The sequence below is a fragment of the Speluncibacter jeojiensis genome (genome assembly GCF_029589495.1).
In the GTDB taxonomy this organism is placed as follows: domain Bacteria; phylum Actinomycetota; class Actinomycetes; order Mycobacteriales; family Mycobacteriaceae; genus Speluncibacter; species Speluncibacter jeojiensis.
The window spans coordinates 537786-554530 of record NZ_JAAIVF010000002.1 but is presented as its reverse complement, the minus strand read 5'-3'; the positions used below and the strand labels follow the sequence as shown (position 1 = coordinate 554530).

Here is a 16745-nt window from a genome sequence, read left to right as displayed (position 1 = left end):
CCGGTCTAGAGGTACTGCCCCGTCCCGCCCATCGGGTTCACCGGACCGTCCTGCGGCGATCCGGGACCTTGCGGCAGTGCGTGTCGCATCTGCTCGAGTTGCGCCCGTGCCGCCATCTGCTGCGCGAACAGTGCCGTCTGGATGCCGTGGAACAGGCCTTCGAGCCAGCCGACGAGCTGAGCCTGCGCGATGCGCAGTTCGGCATCCGAGGGCACGGCGTCCTCGCTGAACGGCAGCGCGAGCCGCTCGAGCTCCTCCCGCAGTTCCGGGGCCAGGCCCTGTTCGAGCTCGTGGATCGAGGACTGGTGGATCGTGCGCAGCCGCGTGCGGCTGGCGTCGTCGAGCGGGGCCGCCCGCACCTCCTCCAGCAGCTGCTTGATCATGGTGCCGATCCGCATCACCTTGGCCGGCTGCTCGACCATGTCCGCGAGCGAGTTGTCGGTCGTCTCGTCGCCCGTCGCGGCGCCACCGGGTACCTGGCTCGCGGGGATCGCCACCGGTTGCCCGTTGGGGCCGATGACCACGACTTGCTCGTTCTCGGAATCCGCCATGGGGCCATTCTGCCGCCTACCGGTCGGCGCTGCGCGCGATGGCGCGGCCGCGGCCCGACGGACCCGGCGCGGCGGCGTCGTGTCGATACCCGGGTGGGGACCACGGCGGCCGCTCGGGCAACGGGGACGTGGATCACAGTCGGTAACACGGGGCACCTACTCTGTACGGCATGGTCTACGACGTCTGGCGGGTGAGGGGGCTCTTCCCGTCTTTGGGGGACGGCTGGATCCACCTCGATCCCCAGGCCGGGATGCAGATTCCGGACACGGTCGCCACCACGGTGTCGACGGCCTTCCGGGCATCGGTCTCGGCTCCGTCGGGGCCTTATCCGTCGGCGCGACGGAGCGCCGCGATCCTCGACGCGGCGCGTGCCGCGGTCGCCGACGTGGTCGGCGCCGACCCGGCGGGCGTGGTGCTCGGGCCGAACCGGTCGATGCTGCTGTCGGTGCTCGCTGAATCGATGCACCGCAGGCTGGGCATCGGGACCGAGGTGGTGCTGTCGCGTCTGGACGAGGAGTCCAACGTCTCGCCGTGGGTGCGCGCGGCCGACCTCTACGGCGCCCAGGTCCAGTGGGCCGAGGTGGACATCGAGACCTGTGAGCTGCCCGCCTGGCAGTACGGCGACCTGATCGGGCCGTCGACCAGGCTCGTCGCGGTGACCGCGGCCTCGGCGACCGTCGGCGTCGTGCCGGATGTGCCGGCGATCGCGAAGCTCGCCCACGAGGTCGGGGCGCTGGTCGTCGTGGACGCCGCCGCGGTGGCGCCGTACCGGCCGCTGGACATCGACGAACTCGGGGCCGACGTGCTCGTGCTCAACTCGGCATCGTGGGGCGGTCCGACGCTGGGCGCACTGGTCTTCCGCGACCCGCACCAGCTCGACCGGCTGCGCTCGCTGTCGCTGGACCCGCACGCGCGCGGGCCGGCGCGGCTCGAGGTGGGTGAGCACCAGTACGCGCTGCTGGCCGGGCTGGTGACCTCGGTCGAATACCTGGCCGGGCTGGACGAGTCGGCGACCGGCAGCCGGCGTGAGCGGCTGGTCAAGTCGCTGGCCGCGCTGCACACCCACCACGAGCCGCTGCTCGAACAGTTGCTCTCGGCGTTGCGCGCGCTGCCGTCGGTGATGGTGCTCGGCGGCACGGAGCAGCGTGTGCCGGCGCTCAGCTTCACCGTCGCCGGGGTCCCTGCCGTCGACGTCGTGCAGCGGCTGGCGGACAACGGGATCTGCGCGCTCAGCTCGACCCGGTCGGTCAACCGGCTACTGGACGCCATCGGCGTCACCGAGGTCGGCGGTGCGGTGACCATCGGTCTCGGCCACTACACGACCGCCTACGAGATCGACCAGCTGGTGCGGGTCGTCGCCTCGCTGACGTAATCCGTCGCCTCGGTGACGTAGTCGGGCGGGTCAGTTGCGCACGACCAGCACGATCTTGCCGACGACCTCACCCGAGTCGAGCAGCCGGTGCGCTGCGGCGGCCTCGGCGACCGGCAGTTCCGCGTGCACGACCGGCTGGACCAGGCCCTCGGAGATCAGCGGCCAGACCCGGTCGACGACGGCACCCGCGATCTCCGCCTTGCCGGACGGCCCGATTCGTGGACGGGTGCGCAGGCCGGTCGCGAGTACACGGGCACGCTTGGCCATCAGCGCCGACAGGTCGAGCTCGGCGGTGCGGCCGCCCTGCATGCCGATGATCACCAGCTGACCGTCGGGTGCCAATGCGTCGAGGTTCCGGGCGAGATACTTCGCGCCCATGTTGTCGAGGATCAGGTCCGCGCCCGGACGCGCCGAACCGGCGGTCGCCGCCTTGATCGCCTCGACGAAGTCCTCGGTGCGGTAGTTGACGGTGATCTCGGCGCCGAGTTCGCGGCAGCGCGCCAGCTTCTCGTCGGAGCCGGCGGTGACCGCCACCCGGACCCCCAGTGCGGTGGCCACCTGGATCGCGTGGGTCCCGATGCCGCCGGCGCCGCCGTGCACCAGCAGGAGTTGTCCCGATCGCATACCCGCAGCCATGACCAGGTTCGACCAGACCGTGCACGCCACCTCCGGCAGCGACGCCGCCACGTGGAGGTCGAGCCCGGCCGGGATCGGCATCAGTTGGGTCACCGGGACCGCGACCCGCTCGGCGTAGCCGCCGCCGGCGACCAGCGCGCACACCCGGTCGCCGACATGCCAGCGCGTCACGCCGGCACCGAGTTCGCTGATCACCCCCGAGCATTCGAGGCCCAGGATCTCGCTTTCGCCCGGCGGGGGCGGATAGAAGCCGAGGCGCTGCATCACGTCGGCGCGGTTGACCGCGGTCGCGGCCACGTCGACGATCACCTCGCCCGGTCCGGGACTCGGGTCGGGTTGCTCGCTCCAGCTCATCACATCCGGATCGCCGAAGCCGGACAGCGTGATCGCGTACATGCCTCCCGACGCTAGTACGGGTGTGGCCGTCGTGGGGATCGTGTGCCCGCTGCCTGCCCGTAGGCGGTGCGTCGCCGCAGGTCGGCCCGCCCTGTCGCCTGTCGACGAGTTGTACGAGCGCCCAACCAAGATCGGATGGGGGTTGATAGACGCCGGTCTAGAATATTTCTGTGACTGAGGTAGCTGTCGGGGGTGCCGGGGACCACGAGGTCGTGAACGATCGCCTCGAAGTCGAGTGGCTCGCGTCTGGTGAGCAGCGGGCGTGGCGCGCCTTCATCGAGGGGAGCCAGCGCCTGTTCGAGGTGCTCAACCGCGCGTTGGTGGACAAGCACGGGCTCTCCATGGACGACTATCGGATTCTGGTGATGCTCTCGGAGTCGCCGAACGGGTCGCTGCGGATGAGCGAGCTGGCCGACGGCGTGGTCGCCTCGCGCAGCAAGCTGACCCACCAGATCCGGCGGATGGAGGGCGAGAACCTGGTGGCCCGCGGGGGCTGTGATTCCGATCGGCGCGGGGTCAATGCGGTCATCACGGACGTCGGGCGTGATCGGCTGGCCGCGGCGGCCCCCGATCACGTCGCCGATGTGCGCCGCTACATGGTCGACGCGCTGACGCCCGATCAGTTGCGCACCGTCGCCGAGGTCTTCGAGAAGGTCAACGCGGCGGCGTCAGGCAACGGTTGAAGGTGCGGCGCCCGTGCCGCCACTGTGTAGGATTCGGCACGGAAGCGTGGCAGAGCGGCCGAATGCACTCGCCTTGAAAGCGAGCTTGGGTAACACCAACGGGGGTTCAAATCCCTCCGCTTCCGCCACAGCCCGTCGCCTGCTGTTGCAGGTGGCGGGCTCTTTTGTGTGGTTGGTTTGCGTCGCGGCCGTCGCTGCAGGCTCACCCGGTCAGCAGGCAACCCCATGTCGTCGTGGCGGATTCGCCGGGTTCGAGGCGGATGAGCCGGTCGCCGGTGGCGAAGGCGTTCGCCGGGGCGGTCATCGGCTCGGCCGCAAGCCCCGCACGCCGACGCCCGTCGGCGAGGGTGTGCGCCGTGTAGACCTGCAGGACCGGGAAGCTCTCGTCGACCCACACCGCCGCGGTGCGTCCGTCCCCGCCTGTCAACCTGACCCAGGCGCGGCCGTCGTCGTCGCGGGCGAGGTCGGTGAAGCCGTCGTCGAGCGCCGTCGCGCCGAGCCGGCGAGATCGCCGGAAGTCGTGGTCCGACTCCGCGACAGTGGTTGTGCCGGTGGGTAATCCCCGGTCGGGGTCGGTTGTGATCCGGGCGCCGGCGGTGATCTGCAGCAGGCACGCGTCGATCGCTCCCCGGCCCGGCGAGAGGTACGGGTGTTGCCCGTGCGCATACGGGCAGGTCCGCTCGCCCCGGTTGGTCGCGGTGGTCCGCACGGTCAGTCCGCCGTCGTCGAGCGTGTAGGTCGCCGACACCTCCAGCAGGAACGGGTAACCGGTCATCGGATTGAGCGCCGTCGTCATCGTCACCGAGTGCTCGACGTGCTCGACCGCCGCCCAGTTCCGCCACCGCAGCAGCCCGTGGATCGCATTGCCGGTGGCCGGCTCCGTCAATGCCAGTTGGTGCTCGACACCGTCGAATCGGTATCGCCCGTCCGCGATCCGGTTCGGCCAGGGGATCAGCGGCGCGCCGTGCGCACCGTCGCAGACCGCGTCGAGAGCGTAGGGGTGGAGCACGTCCCGGGTCCCCACGGCGTAGTCGCGGATCCCGCCGCCCACCTCGACGATCGTGGCGCGCTGGTCGCCGTGGGAGATCTCGTACTGGTGGCCGGACGGGACGACGGTCATGGCGTGGTCACCCCTGGTGGGCTGCGCGGTCGGTGGTCGCGAACGCGAGGAACGCGTCGTTCTCGTGGGGATCGCCGATGGTGACCCGCACGCCGTCGGCGGCGTACGGCCGCAACAGCACACCGGCCTCGGTCGACCGTGCCGAGAAGTCTTGGGTCTCTTCGCCGAGCGGCAGCCACACGAAGTTCGCCTCGCTGGATGGAACCTCGTAGCCGGCGGCGATCAGCGCGTCCCGGACGCGCGCCCGCTCCGCGACGACCGCGTCTGTGCGGTCGAGCAACTCGTGCTGGGCGTCCAGGCAGGCCACCGCGGCGGCCTGCGCGAGTGAGCTGACGCTGAACGGCACATAGACGACCCGCATGGCCTTGATCACCGACGGGTCGCCGACCGCGTAGCCGACGCGCACGCCGGCGAGCCCGTACGCCTTCGAGAAGGTGCGCAGCACGACGACGTTCGGGTGCGAGCGGGCGATCTCGACGCCGTCCGGGATCTCGTCGAGCTGGTCGCCGGGGCGCATGTACTCGAAGTACGCCTCGTCCAGCGCGACCGCGATGTGGTCCGGGACGCGGTCGAGGAAGGCCTCGATCTCGGCGCGGCCTACGGCGGTGCCGGTCGGGTTGTTCGGGTTGCAGATGATGATCAGACGGGTGCGGTCGGTGACCGCGTCGGCCATCGCGTCGAGGTCGTGCCGGTGATCGGCGGTCAGCGGCACCTGGACCGGAACCGCGCCGACCGCCTGGGTGGTCACCGGGTAGACCTCGAAGGAGCGCCACGCGAAGACGACCTCGTCGCCTGCGTTGCAGGTGGCCTGCATGAGCTGCTGGATCAGGCTCACCGATCCGCAGCCGGCCGCGATCTGGTCGGTCGAGACATCCAGGTGCTCGCCGAGTGAGCGGCTCAGCTCGACCCATCCGTTGTCGGGGTAGCGGTTGGCGGTCTCGACCGCCTCCGCGATGGCCTTGGCGACGCTGGGCAGCGGTCCGGCGGTGGTCTCGTTGCTGGCGAGCTTGATCGCGCCCGGCACCGACTTGCCCGGAACGTAGGCGGGCAGTGAATCGAGCTCGGGGCGCGTGTACGGCTTCATGGGTTCCCAGTATGTCGTGTCGGCCCCGCTCTCGGTGGCGCACCCGGGTCAGATCGTGGCCGATCACCGGCGAGTCGGTGTCCGGATCGGTCCGGTAGCGGGTCGATGGACCATCTGACCAGCCGTTTTGCCGAATCGGCCGATCGATGTGTAGTGTTTCCGTTCGGCGGCTCGCAAGGGCCTGAGGAGGCGTGCCAGAGCGGCCGAATGGGACTCACTGCTAATGAGTTGTCCCTTCACAGGGACCGGAGGTTCAAATCCTCTCGCCTCCGCCATCCGGTGCAGGTCACCGGACGCCGACTTCGGTCGGCACAACCGAATATGCGCCCGTAGCTCAACGGATAGAGCATCTGACTACGGATCAGAAGGTTAGGGGTTCGAATCCCTTCGGGCGCACACAGGAGAGCAGGTCCCGGGCAATGCGCCCGGGGCCTGCTTTCGTCTTGTGGTGCGGTCGGCGTCCGGTGGCTCGAACCGTGGATCCGGTCGCTCGGGCGGCCGCGGCCCGTTCGCGTCCTAGTCTGGTCACACGCGAGATCTGGTCCCACGCGAGCGGGAGGAGGCCGGTGTGGCCGCGACCGTGTACACCGTCGGGCATTCCACGCACCCGATCGCCGAGTTCCTTGCGATCTTGCGGGCTTACGGCATCGAGACCCTGGCGGACGTGCGGACCATCCCCAGGTCCCGGCACAATCCGCAGTTCGCGCAGGACGGACTGCCGGCGTCGCTTCGGGAGGAGGGGATCGTCTACCGGCGCATCGACGATCTCGGTGGACTGCGCCACACGCGCAAGGATTCGGTGAACACGGGCTGGCGCAACACTTCCTTCCGTGGATACGCCGACTACATGCAGACCGAGGGCTTCGCGCGCGGCGTCGCCGAGTTGGAGGCCATCGCGGCCGAGTCGGTCACCGCCATCATGTGCGCCGAGGCGGTGCCGTGGCGGTGTCACCGGTCGATGATCGGCGACGCATTGCTGGTGCGCGGCCACTGCGTGCTCGACATCTACAGCGCGACTCAGGCGAAACCGGAGAGGCTGACCTCCTTCGCCTCCGTCGACGGCACCACGATCACGTATCCGCCCGAGCAGTAGGGCACTTGCAACCTGCGCACCTCACATGCCGCCGGCGTACCTCGCACGGTGCCGGGGTCATGCGAAGTACACGCGGGGTGTGTGAGGTGCGCGGGTGGCGGCTCGCGGCGCCGACAGGTTCGGTCGGGACGCGTTTCACGCCGCGACCGGAGCGGCCTCCTCGTCCCTCGGCACGCCCGCAGGGTGGTCGGTGGTGATGAGCGCGAAGGACACCGCGGCGGCCAGCAGGACGGCGCCGACGCCCCACCAGATCCCGGTCGAGAAGCCGTGCACCATCGCCTCCATGTGCAGCATCCGCCCGGCGGCCGGCGAGGTGATCAGATGCGCGTGGACGGTGAGGTATGACGCGGTCGCGGTGGTGGCGATCGTGTTCAGCAGCGCGGTGCCGATCGCCCCGCCGATCTGCTGCGAGGTGTTGACCATTGCGGAGGCGACGCCGGCGTCCTGCTCGTCGATGCCGTGGGTGGCCAGGTTGATGGCGGGCATGAACGCCGTGCCGAGTCCGACGCCCATGAGGAACAGTCCGGGCAGCACGACCTCCGCATAGGAACTGTCCACCCGGATCTGCGCCAGGATCGCGAGTCCGCCCGCGGCGACCAGCAGTCCGGGCGTCATCAGCACGCGCGGCGCGACCCGGGTGGTCAGGCGGGCACCGATCTGCGTCGAGCCGATCATCATGCCGACCACCATCGGCAGGAAGGCCACACCGGCGACGACCGGGCTGTAGCGCAGCACCACCTGGAGGTAGAACGTCATGAAGAGGAACAGCCCGAACATGCCGATGACCGCCAGTCCCAACGACAGGAACGCGCCACCGCGGTTGCGCTCCAACACGACTCGCAAAGGCAGCAGCGGCGCCGGCGCGCGGGTCTGCCAGTAGGCGAATGCGCCCAGCAGCACCGCCGATGCGATCAGCACGGCAACGGTCCCGGTGTCGCTCCACCCGTCGGTCGCGGCCCTGCTGAACCCGAACACCAGCGCGGCCAGGCCCGCACTGGCGAGGGTTGCGCCGACCACGTCGAGCCGACGGTGACCGGCCCCGGTACGGGGCTCACGCACCACCGTCACCGCGCCGACCACCGCGACGGCGGCGAACGCGACGTTGATGTACAGCGTCCAGCGCCAGTTCAGGTATTCGGTCAGCACGCCGCCGAGGATGAGGCCGATCGCGGCGCCGCCGCCGACGATGGCCCCGAACACGCCGAAAGCCTTTGCGCGCTCACGAGGTTCGGTGAAGGTGACGGTCAGCAGCGACAAGGCCGCGGGAGCCAGCAATGCGCCGAACATGCCCTGCACGGCGCGGGCGCCCATCAGCATGCCGGTGCTCAGCGCCGCCCCGCCCAGCGCGGACGCCGCAGCGAAGCCGATCAGCCCGACGATGAACGTGCGCCGCCGACCCCACATGTCGGCGATGCGCCCGCCGAGCAGCAGCAGGCCGCCGAAGGCCAGGGCGTATGCCGTGATGACCCACTGCTTGTTGGCATCGGAGAAGCCCAGATCGGCCTGCGCGTGCGGCAGTGCGATGTTCACGACCGTCCCGTCCAGCACGACCATCAACTGCGCCAGGCAGATGAACGCGAGCGACCGCCACCGACGCGGATCTGGTGGGGTCCCCGATGAAGTTGGATCCACCCGGACTTCTGGAGCCTGACGATCGGTCATGACGATGACCACCTGATGATCGAGGGATGCCGGTCGAGCGCGTCGCCGACCATATCGGACGGTCGCGTTCTCTATTTCGGTAGCGTAGAACCGCCCGGTAGGAAACGCAACCGTGCACTAACCTGGAATCGGATCGGGAGAAGCGAGGTCGCGGTGAGCGTCACGGAACCGGCCGCCCCCGGCGCGGGCACACGGCGCAAGCGCGGTGCGGTCCTGGAGGACACCATCCGCTCGGCCGCGTATGCGGAGTTGTGCGACGTCGGCTACGCCGCCTTCACGGTCGAGGGTGTCGCGGCGCGCGCCCGGACCGGCAAGGCGAGCATCTACCGCCGCTGGCCCACCCGGCAGGAACTCGTCCTCGACGCGTTGTGCGCCGAGTTGCCGACCCCGGCGCAGTGCGGACTCGAAGTCGAGTTCGACGACTCGGTCGCGACGGCGGAGGCGCTCCGGCGCGTCGCGATGGTCATCAGTGCGGTCCTGGCGAGTCCCGCGGGCGCCGCCATGCGGGCGGTCAAACTCGAATCCGCCTCGGACCCGGACCTCGCGCGGGTGGTGGACGAGAGGTTCCAGGCTCCGCGCCGGGCGGTACTGCTCGCGCTCCTGCGGCGCGGGGTCGACCGTGGCGAGGTGCGTGAGGGTGCGGCGACCCAGTTGGTGGCCGACGTGCTGCCCGCGATGCTGCTGCACCGGATGCTGTTGCAGAACGAACCGGTCACCGGGCAGGACGTCGCAGAGATCGTCGAACAGGTGCTGATCCCGCTGGTCGCCGCACGCTGAGCGCGGCGAACACCGGCTGAACAGAAGGTTTCCTGGGAGAAACCTCGATGCGGCCCGCAGGGGTGACCGCTGGGGCACACTGGGGTGATGCTGTCGCCTGCGGTGACGGGGAGCTGACGCGATGGGGCCGTTGGGCATGTCCACCGCGTTGTCGTCGTTCGCAGCCATCGGGTCGACCGCTGTCCGGGCGGGTTTCACCGCCACCGCCATCGGCGCCGGGACCGTGATGGCGCTGACCGATCCCGCCGTGCACGCCGGACGCAGTGCCTTCGACGGCGCCCGGACACTGGTCGGGCAGGGGCCGGCGCTCGCATGGTCCGCTCGCGGCCGGCTGCACCTCGACCTCGAGCCGATGGTGCCGTTCCACCAACTCTCCAGGCACACCGCCGATATCGAGGACGCGGTCCGAGCGCTCCCCGGCGTCACGGTCGCGCACGTCGAGGGGACGCTGGGCCGGATCGTCGTCGAGCACGAGTCCGGTCTCGACGTCGAGGAGGTCCGGCGGGCGATCCGGGAGGCGACGACGCGGTTGCGACAAGGACCCGCCGCCCTCGCGCCCGCTGATCGTGAGGCGGACGAACGTGCGCGCGCTGCGCTCCGAGCGGCGAAACGTGCTGTACCGGTGGCCGATCCGGGAGACCTGCTGGCCATTGTCGTACCCGCGGTGATCGCCGCGTTGGACGTGGCGGCGGTGGCGGTCTCGTTGGCGACCGGATTCGGTCGGGTACCGGCCGCACCGCGTGCGGCCCGCGCGGCCGCCGCGGTGGTCCACCATCAGCCGAGAGTTGTTGCGGCACTGGAATCACGGCTCGGCCGAGTGGGCACCGACGTCGTGCTCGCCACGATGAGCGCCGCGACCAACGGCTTCGGCAGGGCTCCGGCCGCGCCGATGCTGGACCTGGTCCAGCGGGTCGCGCAGATCTCCGAGGCGCGCGCGCACCGGCACACCTGGGCCGGTCGCGAACGGGATCTGGCGAGTGCCGCCCGGCCGCAGGCCCCGGTCGTGCCGATCACCTCATCGGCGATCGAGGACCTGGACGAGCCGCGCCACAGTTGGGCTGCCGCCGCGGCGGGGGAGATCTCGCACGTCGTCGTCGATGCCGCGGTGGATGTGGCCGTCGACAGCGCGAAGGGTGCGAGCGGCGGCGTGGTCGAGGAATACACGGAGCAGGCCGCCAGCGGTTCGCTGCTGGCCGCGGCCGGCGCGCTGATCGCCAGCGGTCATCTCCACGACGTCGCCGATTCCATCCTGGCCGGCGTGCCGAAGGCCGCGCACGTGGGGCGTGGCATGTTCGCGGCGATTCTCGGCCGCGGACTGGCGCGGTCGGGCCAGCTGGTGCTCGACCCGGGCGCCCTGCGGCGGCTCGACCGGGTGAAGGTGGTGGTCATCGACGGCGCGGCACTGCGCGGCGACGCGCGGGCGGTGTTGCGGACCGAGGCGAGCGCGCCCGGCTGGGACGACGATCGCGTCTACGAGGTCGCCGATGCGCTGCTCCATCGTGAGCCACCCCCCGCGGCCGGCCCGGAAGAGCCGGACGCAGATCGCCCGGAACTGCACTGGCGCAAGCGTTCCTCGGCACCCTCGACGCCGGCGGAGGGTCTCGAGCGGGCCGACCTGGTCTGCGCGGGTGAGGTGGTCGGCACTGTCATGGTCGGCTGGGAACTGGATCAGTTCGCGGCGCCGCTGATCGAGACCGCGCGGCGCAGCGGCACCCGGGTGGTGCTGCGCCACGTCGCCGGCACCGAGGATCTCGCCGCGTCGGTGTCCGAGACGCACCCCGCCGGGACCCCGCTGCTGCAGGTCGTGCGCGAACTGCGCAAGGACCGAGGCCCCGTTTTGCTCGTCACCTCGCTGCACCCCGACTTCGCCTCCGCGGACACCCTCGCGGCGCTCGCCATCTCCGACATCGGCGTGGCACTGGACGATTCGAGTGCGGCGACACCCTGGACGGCCGACGTGCTGACCGGGTCGGACCTGTCCGCCGCGGTGCGGATCATCTCGGCGCTGCCGGCGGCCCGGCGGGCCAGCGCCACCGCCGTGCGGCTGGCCAAGGGCGGAACGACGCTGGCCGGTCTGCTGCTGGTGACGGGGGAGTCCGGCAGTCGCGGTGCGGTCGGTCTGGGTCGGTGGCTCAGCCCGGTGAACGCCGCGGCGGCGATGGCGATGCTCTCGGGTGCGCTCGCGGCCGTGGAGGTGTTGCGACGCCCCGACCCCGACCCGCAGCTGCTCACCGCCTGGCACGCGCTCGACCCGGACATCGTCTATGCGCGGCTCACCGAACAGGCACAGCCGTTGACCGCTCCTGCCGGACAAGGGTTCTGGCGTCGAGTGCAGACGGACCTGTCCGACAGTGTGGTGGCGGCGCCGCTGCTGGATCCGGCGCGCAACCTCGGCCGACTGCTGGCGGCGACCCGGCGCGAGCTGTCCGATCCGCTGACGCCGGTGCTGGCGGTGGGTGTCGCCGCATCGGCGATCCTCGGCAGCAGCATCGATGCACTGCTGGTCGGTGGGGTGATGGTGGTCAATGCCTTCGTCGGTGGCGCACAACGGGTCCGGGCCGACAATGCGGCGGCGGAGCTGTTCGCCACGCAGGATCAGCGTGCGCGCAGGGTGGTCGTCCCGATCATCGGGGGGACCCGTCGACGGCTGTCGGTCGCCCGCACCACCGAGCGGGTCGTGACGGTGTCCGCCGCCCGCCTGCATCCCGGCGATGTCGTCGACCTGCGCGCCAACGAGGTCGTTCCGGCGGATGCGCGACTGCTGCTCGTCGAGGACCTCGAGGTCGACGAGTCCTCACTCACCGGGGAGTCGGTGCCGGTGAGCAAGCAGGTCGATCCGGTCTCGGTCACCGAGTCCGAAGACCGCGCCAGCATGGTCTTCGAGGGCAGCACCGTGGTCGCCGGCCGAGGGCGGGCGATCGTGGTGGCGACCGGCACCGGCACGGCAGCGCACCGCGCGATCTGGGCCGCCTCGGGCATCGGGCCGGCCCCGGGGATCCAGGCCCGGCTGCACGAACTGACCTCGAAGGTGCTGCCGCTGGTGCTGGCCGGCGGCGCCGGGGTGACGGGCCTGTCGCTGCTGCGTCGCCGGCCGTTGCGGCAGGCCATCGCAGACGGCGTCGCGATCGCGGTCGCCGCCGTGCCCGAGGGGCTGCCGCTGGTCGCCACGATCGCGCAACTCGCCTCCGCCCGGCGACTGTCCCACCAGGGCGTGCTGGTGCGGACCCCGCGCACGCTCGAGGCGCTCGGGCGGGTCGACACCGTCTGCTTCGACAAGACCGGGACGCTCACCGAGAACCGGCTCCGGGTGGTCACCGTCGCCCGCTACCCGGACGGGGCGACCGGTGACGCGGCCGCGACGGTGCTGCGGGCGGCCGCGCGCGCGTGTCCACGGCCGAAGGCCGAGGAATCGCATGCGCACGCCACGGACGAGGCCGTCATCACCGCGGCGGGTGCTGCAGCGGAAACCGCGGACACCTGGCAGCTGCTCGACGAGGTGCCGTTCGAGTCGAGTCGCGGCTACGCGGCGGCGCTGGGGATGCACACGGACCGCGACGGCAGCCGGAAGATGTTGGTGCTCAAGGGTGCGCCGGAGGTACTGCATCCCCGGTGCCGATTCGACGATCCCGACGGGCCTGCCCGCGCGGAGGCCCTGGTGCATGAGCTCGCCGATCAAGGACTGCGGGTGATCGCGGTCGCGCGGGTGCCGGTCGAGCCGCACGCCAGATCAGTGGACGGCGATGCCGATGAGTTCGGTGCCGACGGCCTCGCCGAGACCGCGGACGATCTCGAACTGCTCGGCTATGTGGGACTGGCCGACACCCCGCGGCCGAGCGCGCGTCCGCTGCTCGAACAGCTGACCGCGGCCGGTCGCACCGCGGTCCTGATCACCGGCGACCACCCCGTCACGGCCCGCGCGATCGCGTGGCGGCTGGGCCTGCCCGACGACGTGGGTGTGGTCACCGGCGAGCAGCTGGCCGACTGCGACGAGGAGGCGCGGATCGGTCTGGTCTCGTCGGCGCAGGTGTTCGCGCGGGTGAGCCCGGAGCAGAAGATGCAGGTGGTCACGGCCCTGCAGTCCGCGGGACGGATCACCGCGATGGTCGGCGATGGCGCCAACGACGCCGCTGCCATCCGCGTGGCCGACGTCGGTATCGGCGTGACCAGTCGGGGTTCGACCGCAGCCCGCGGGGCCGCAGATCTGGTACTCACCGTCGACGACCTGACGACGATGCTCGATGCCTTCGTCGAGGGCAAGAACATGTGGCAGAGCGTGCGTGATGCGTTGGTGATCCTGCTCGGCGGCAACGCCGGCGAGGTTGCGTTCACGGTCGTCGGCACCGCGCTCGGCGGGCGTGCCCCGCTGGGCACTCGTCAACTGCTGCTGGTGAATCTGCTCACCGACATGTTCCCGGCGCTCGCCGTCGCGGTCACGCCGCATCGTCCGGCACCCGAGCTTGTCACCGACGGCGCATCGCCCGAGGACATCGAACAGCAGCGTGTCGAGCACCGCAGGGAGGCGCTGTCCGAACCGGCGCCGTCACTGGGCCGCCCGCTGGTCCGGGACATCGTCGAGCGCGGCGCGGTCACGACGGTCGGCGCGACCGCCGCCTGGGCGATCGGACGCTGGACGCCGGGCACCTATCGCCGCTCGGCCACGATGGGACTGGCCGCACTCGTGGGTACCCAGCTGGCGCAGACCCTGCGCGGCCGCACCCACAGCCCCCTCGTCGTCGCGACCGCCGCGGGCAGCATCGCCGTGCTGGTGGGGATCATCCAGACCCCCGGCGTGAGCCAGTTCTTCGGCTGTACGCCGCTCGGACCGGTCGCCTGGACGGGGGTGTTCGCCGCCACGGCCGGGGCCGGAGCGGTGTCGGTACTCGCCCCGCGGTGGCTCGCCGGTCATACCGTGGGATCCGCACCGGAGCCGGCCTCGGACCCGACCCCTGTGCCGACCGGAGAACGAACGGAATAGCGGAACCTGTCCGCCGAGCCCCGAGGAAAGGACACGACATGGCAACGACGAGCGGCAGATCCGCCGCCCCCGCGAAGAAGGCTACGAAGAAGGCCGCGGGCAGTCCGGCGAAATCCACCCGGAGCCCCGCGAAGGCAACCGCCGCAGGACGGTCGGAGCCGGTCGGCGAGGCGGCGGAACCGGTCGTCAAGCCCACGGCCGCAATCGAACTTCCTTTTCTCAGCGCATCGGTGACGCTGCCGAAGCCCGGCGCGAACGTGCGGGTCGGGCCGGTGTCGATGACGTTGCCGACCGGCTATCTGTACTACGGCGGCCTCGCGACCCTGGCGGTCGTCGGCACCTTGGAGTGGCCGATCGCGATCGCGCTGGGGACCGGCGGACTGGTGGTCGAGCGGGTGCGGTCGCGAGGCAAGGCAGGATGACGTGGAGCTCCGCGCCCGCCCCACGGTGATGAGTTCTCACAACCTACTTGGTGACAGGTACAGTGCCGGACAACTCGTTTCCAATTCAAACATGTTGGGACGCTGCCTAGTTCAATAGTTGATAATTACAGTTCTTCGCGGTGAGGCCTGTCTGCGCGTGTGCCGGATTGGTACAGATCCATGCGTGACGCGCCGACCATCACCGTGTCGAACGGTTTCCCGGTCGCGTTGCGGCCCGGCTCCCACAGCCGGGTGCCTGCCACCACCGACAAGGGAGACCCTGTGAAGAGAGCTGCTTCTGCGGCATTCGTGTCCGCCGCGTCCGCGCCACTGATGGCACTGGCATTGGCCGCGCCGGCGAACGCCGCACCCGCCGACGTGTCGATCCCTGCCCCGGTGGCCACCGGAAACTCGGTCGGCGTGCATGTCGTCAACAACAGTTCCCAGTGGATCCAGTGCACCGGCAACCTCGCCGGCGCGGGTGGGTGGCAGGCATCGCAGTCCATGAACCCGCTGCTGCTGATCGCGCCCGGCACCTCCTATGACTCGAACTTCTTGAACGTGCCCGCCGGGACGTATCAGTTCGGATGGGTCTGCAGTACGCCGGTCGCGCCCCAGCAGTTCTGGGGCACGGCGGGTGTGGGCGGCGGATCCGGATCGCCGACGGTCACCGCCCAGTCGTCGACCGTGGTCGTCGGCGGCTCCGGTGGCGGTGCGCCGGGGGGAAGCGGTAGCGCCGGCAGCAGCGGCAGTGCGGGCAGCAGCAGTGGCAGTGCCGGAAGCAGTGGAGGGGGTACAGGCATCTGGCAACTGCTGGGTATTCTCGGCTGATCGACGCACGATCCGTGAATCTTCACCGAAATAGTTGCGAATCAGCATGATCCGGCCACTGTGATCTCGCGTCCGAGCCGCGATCATGGTCGCATCGTGTCGACCAATCCAACTGAAGAGGAGTGTGCGACATGGACTTCGGCAGCGCCGTCGGCAACATCGCCAACATGCTGGTTCCGCTGTTCATCCATCAGAACGGGACATCCTCCACGATGGGACTGAGTTCGGGTCCCGAGGGCGGGGCCACCGGCTCCGCCATCTGATCGTCCGCCCGCCCGGCAGCACTGCTGTCGGGCGGGCTCCGCTCTGTTGGGCCGATCGGCCCGAGTTGACGGGAAGCGGCCGGCTGTCGCGGACGCTTGCCCGGAACGTGGACGCTCCTGTGAGTTGGCTGGGACTTTCGCCTCCGTCGTACCCGATTGCCGCTGCACCCAGCCCACGCTCGCCATTGATTGCACTGGTGGGCAACAGCTCTGACCGGACTCCCGGCATCGTCCACCGGAATCGGCCCGATTCGCCCGAGTTGACGCCCACGGGCGCCCGGGTGCATCATTCTCCGGTATGCACCTCGCTAGGCGAGGCGTCTGCAAGGACACAGGCCACTGACCCCGAACGTCGAGAGACGCCCCGGGTCAGGACAGCTCTTCCCGGATTAAGGGTTGAGCCCAAGTGGCTTCCGCGAAAGCGGATACGCCCTGCAGTGCCGAAGCTCTGACGAGAGGGGTGCTCGCATCGGGTTCTCCCGGGCGTCCTCCCCGTGTTGCTTTACAAACGTCGGCGCCCCCGCGCGCCCTGGCCGCGAGGAGGTGAGGACCGAGTGAGTTCGAGTCATAGTCCGTATCCGAAACACCGCTCAGTCCATGCTCACCCGCAGCCGGGTGCATCTTCACGCGAATCCGTCACGCGCGCTTTGTGATCTGCCGCATTGTGTGCGGTCGATGACGCGCGCCGCCGATGTGATGCCACGGTCGTGGGCCTGACGATTGGAGAGATCCGATGGTCTTTCATCGACGCGCCGATCTCGACGCTCACCACCGCCAGGTCGGCCCCACCGTGGTCGACGCGGCCTCGCTGAGCGGCCACCCCTAGCTCTCGCCCCGTGAGGGGGTCGTCGGCCGGTCGATTCGACATGCCGCCCACAC

At 70.4% G+C, this 16745-nt stretch carries 13 protein-coding genes, 3 tRNA genes and 1 riboswitch; of the genes, 11 read left to right on the top strand and 5 right to left on the bottom strand.

The genetic code is table 11. The annotated features are described in order from the left end of the window. Positions 1-5: 5 nt before the first annotated feature. The gene (locus tag G4X40_RS09760) at positions 6-551 is read right to left on the bottom strand and encodes a bacterial proteasome activator family protein (RefSeq protein WP_277832034.1); all 546 of its coding nucleotides are present in this window, start codon (positions 549-551) and stop codon (positions 6-8) included. Between the two features lie 170 nt (positions 552-721). Between G4X40_RS09760 and G4X40_RS09755 the strand changes: the two genes are divergently transcribed. After that, positions 722-1924 (top strand): cysteine desulfurase-like protein, encoded by a 1203-nt coding sequence (locus G4X40_RS09755; protein WP_277832032.1) that lies wholly within the window; start codon positions 722-724, stop codon positions 1922-1924. 30 nt (positions 1925-1954) lie between these two features. On the opposite strand, the gene G4X40_RS09750 is transcribed toward G4X40_RS09755, so the two are convergent. After that, positions 1955-2956 carry an NAD(P)H-quinone oxidoreductase gene (locus G4X40_RS09750; protein ID WP_277832030.1) on the bottom strand — a complete coding sequence of 334 codons (1002 nt, stop codon included), beginning with the start codon at positions 2954-2956 and terminating at the stop codon, positions 1955-1957. A 212-nt stretch (positions 2957-3168) separates the two neighbouring features. On the opposite strand from G4X40_RS09750, the gene G4X40_RS09745 reads away from it, so the two are divergent. Then, entirely contained in the window at positions 3169-3639 is a 471-nt protein-coding gene (locus G4X40_RS09745) for a MarR family winged helix-turn-helix transcriptional regulator (protein WP_277832394.1), read from the top strand. Between the two features lie 40 nt (positions 3640-3679). Further along, positions 3680-3767: transfer RNA gene (locus G4X40_RS09740), tRNA-Ser, on the top strand. Between the two features lie 74 nt (positions 3768-3841). Here G4X40_RS09740 and G4X40_RS09735 read toward each other — a convergent pair. Together G4X40_RS09735 and hisC are read right to left on the bottom strand one after the other, a co-directional pair. Further along, positions 3842-4759, bottom strand: coding sequence for an aldose 1-epimerase family protein (locus G4X40_RS09735; RefSeq protein WP_277832028.1), 918 nt, complete (start codon positions 4757-4759; stop codon positions 3842-3844). A 7-nt stretch (positions 4760-4766) separates the two neighbouring features. Further along, on the bottom strand, positions 4767-5843 hold the full coding sequence (gene hisC / locus G4X40_RS09730) for a histidinol-phosphate transaminase (protein WP_277832027.1): 1077 nt from the start codon (positions 5841-5843) through the stop codon (positions 4767-4769). A gap of 185 nt (positions 5844-6028) precedes the next feature. On the opposite strand from hisC, the gene G4X40_RS09725 reads away from it, so the two are divergent. The 3 genes from G4X40_RS09725 to G4X40_RS09715 all read left to right on the top strand — a co-directional run bounded on the left by G4X40_RS09725 (position 6029) and on the right by G4X40_RS09715 (position 6936). Then, positions 6029-6118 (top strand) — tRNA-Ser (locus tag G4X40_RS09725). Positions 6119-6166: 48 nt separating this feature from the next. After that, positions 6167-6239, top strand: a tRNA-Arg gene (locus G4X40_RS09720). Between the two features lie 172 nt (positions 6240-6411). Beyond that, positions 6412-6936, top strand: a complete 525-nt coding sequence (locus G4X40_RS09715; RefSeq protein WP_277832025.1) for a DUF488 domain-containing protein — start codon at positions 6412-6414, stop codon at positions 6934-6936. Between the two features lie 135 nt (positions 6937-7071). On the opposite strand, the gene G4X40_RS09710 is transcribed toward G4X40_RS09715, so the two are convergent. Then, positions 7072-8598 (bottom strand): MFS transporter, encoded by a 1527-nt coding sequence (locus G4X40_RS09710; protein ID WP_277832024.1) that lies wholly within the window; start codon positions 8596-8598, stop codon positions 7072-7074. Between the two features lie 153 nt (positions 8599-8751). On the opposite strand from G4X40_RS09710, the gene G4X40_RS09705 reads away from it, so the two are divergent. From G4X40_RS09705 to G4X40_RS09685, 5 genes are all read left to right on the top strand, one after another. Further along, positions 8752-9375: a TetR/AcrR family transcriptional regulator gene (locus G4X40_RS09705; RefSeq protein WP_277832023.1), complete on the top strand. Its 624-nt coding sequence runs from the start codon at positions 8752-8754 to the stop codon at positions 9373-9375. A 121-nt stretch (positions 9376-9496) separates the two neighbouring features. Further along, the gene (locus G4X40_RS09700) at positions 9497-14350 is read left to right on the top strand and encodes a cation-translocating P-type ATPase (protein WP_277832021.1); all 4854 of its coding nucleotides are present in this window, start codon (positions 9497-9499) and stop codon (positions 14348-14350) included. 38 nt (positions 14351-14388) lie between these two features. Further along, positions 14389-14772, top strand: coding sequence for a hypothetical protein (locus tag G4X40_RS09695; RefSeq protein WP_277832019.1), 384 nt, complete (start codon positions 14389-14391; stop codon positions 14770-14772). A gap of 282 nt (positions 14773-15054) precedes the next feature. Further along, the gene (locus G4X40_RS09690; RefSeq protein WP_277832018.1) at positions 15055-15603 is read left to right on the top strand and encodes a hypothetical protein; all 549 of its coding nucleotides are present in this window, start codon (positions 15055-15057) and stop codon (positions 15601-15603) included. A gap of 131 nt (positions 15604-15734) precedes the next feature. Beyond that, the gene (locus tag G4X40_RS09685; RefSeq protein WP_277832016.1) at positions 15735-15866 is read left to right on the top strand and encodes a hypothetical protein; all 132 of its coding nucleotides are present in this window, start codon (positions 15735-15737) and stop codon (positions 15864-15866) included. A gap of 297 nt (positions 15867-16163) precedes the next feature. Beyond that, a riboswitch (M-box (ykoK) riboswitch) is annotated at positions 16164-16333 on the top strand. The last annotated feature ends 412 nt before the right edge of the window (positions 16334-16745 follow it).

Coding starts and splice junctions, on each gene's coding strand:
- G4X40_RS09750 (WP_277832030.1), bottom strand. CDS start 2,956: ATGTACGCGATCACGCTGTCCGGCTTCGGCGATCCGGATGTGATGAGC.
- G4X40_RS09695 (WP_277832019.1), top strand. CDS start 14,389: ATGGCAACGACGAGCGGCAGATCCGCCGCCCCCGCGAAGAAGGCTACG.
- G4X40_RS09700 (WP_277832021.1), top strand. CDS start 9,497: ATGGGGCCGTTGGGCATGTCCACCGCGTTGTCGTCGTTCGCAGCCATC.
- G4X40_RS09755 (WP_277832032.1), top strand. CDS start 722: ATGGTCTACGACGTCTGGCGGGTGAGGGGGCTCTTCCCGTCTTTGGGG.
- G4X40_RS09685 (WP_277832016.1), top strand. CDS start 15,735: ATGGACTTCGGCAGCGCCGTCGGCAACATCGCCAACATGCTGGTTCCG.
- G4X40_RS09735 (WP_277832028.1), bottom strand. CDS start 4,759: ATGACCGTCGTCCCGTCCGGCCACCAGTACGAGATCTCCCACGGCGAC.
- G4X40_RS09710 (WP_277832024.1), bottom strand. CDS start 8,598: ATGACCGATCGTCAGGCTCCAGAAGTCCGGGTGGATCCAACTTCATCG.
- G4X40_RS09760 (WP_277832034.1), bottom strand. CDS start 551: ATGGCGGATTCCGAGAACGAGCAAGTCGTGGTCATCGGCCCCAACGGG.
- hisC (WP_277832027.1), bottom strand. CDS start 5,843: ATGAAGCCGTACACGCGCCCCGAGCTCGATTCACTGCCCGCCTACGTT.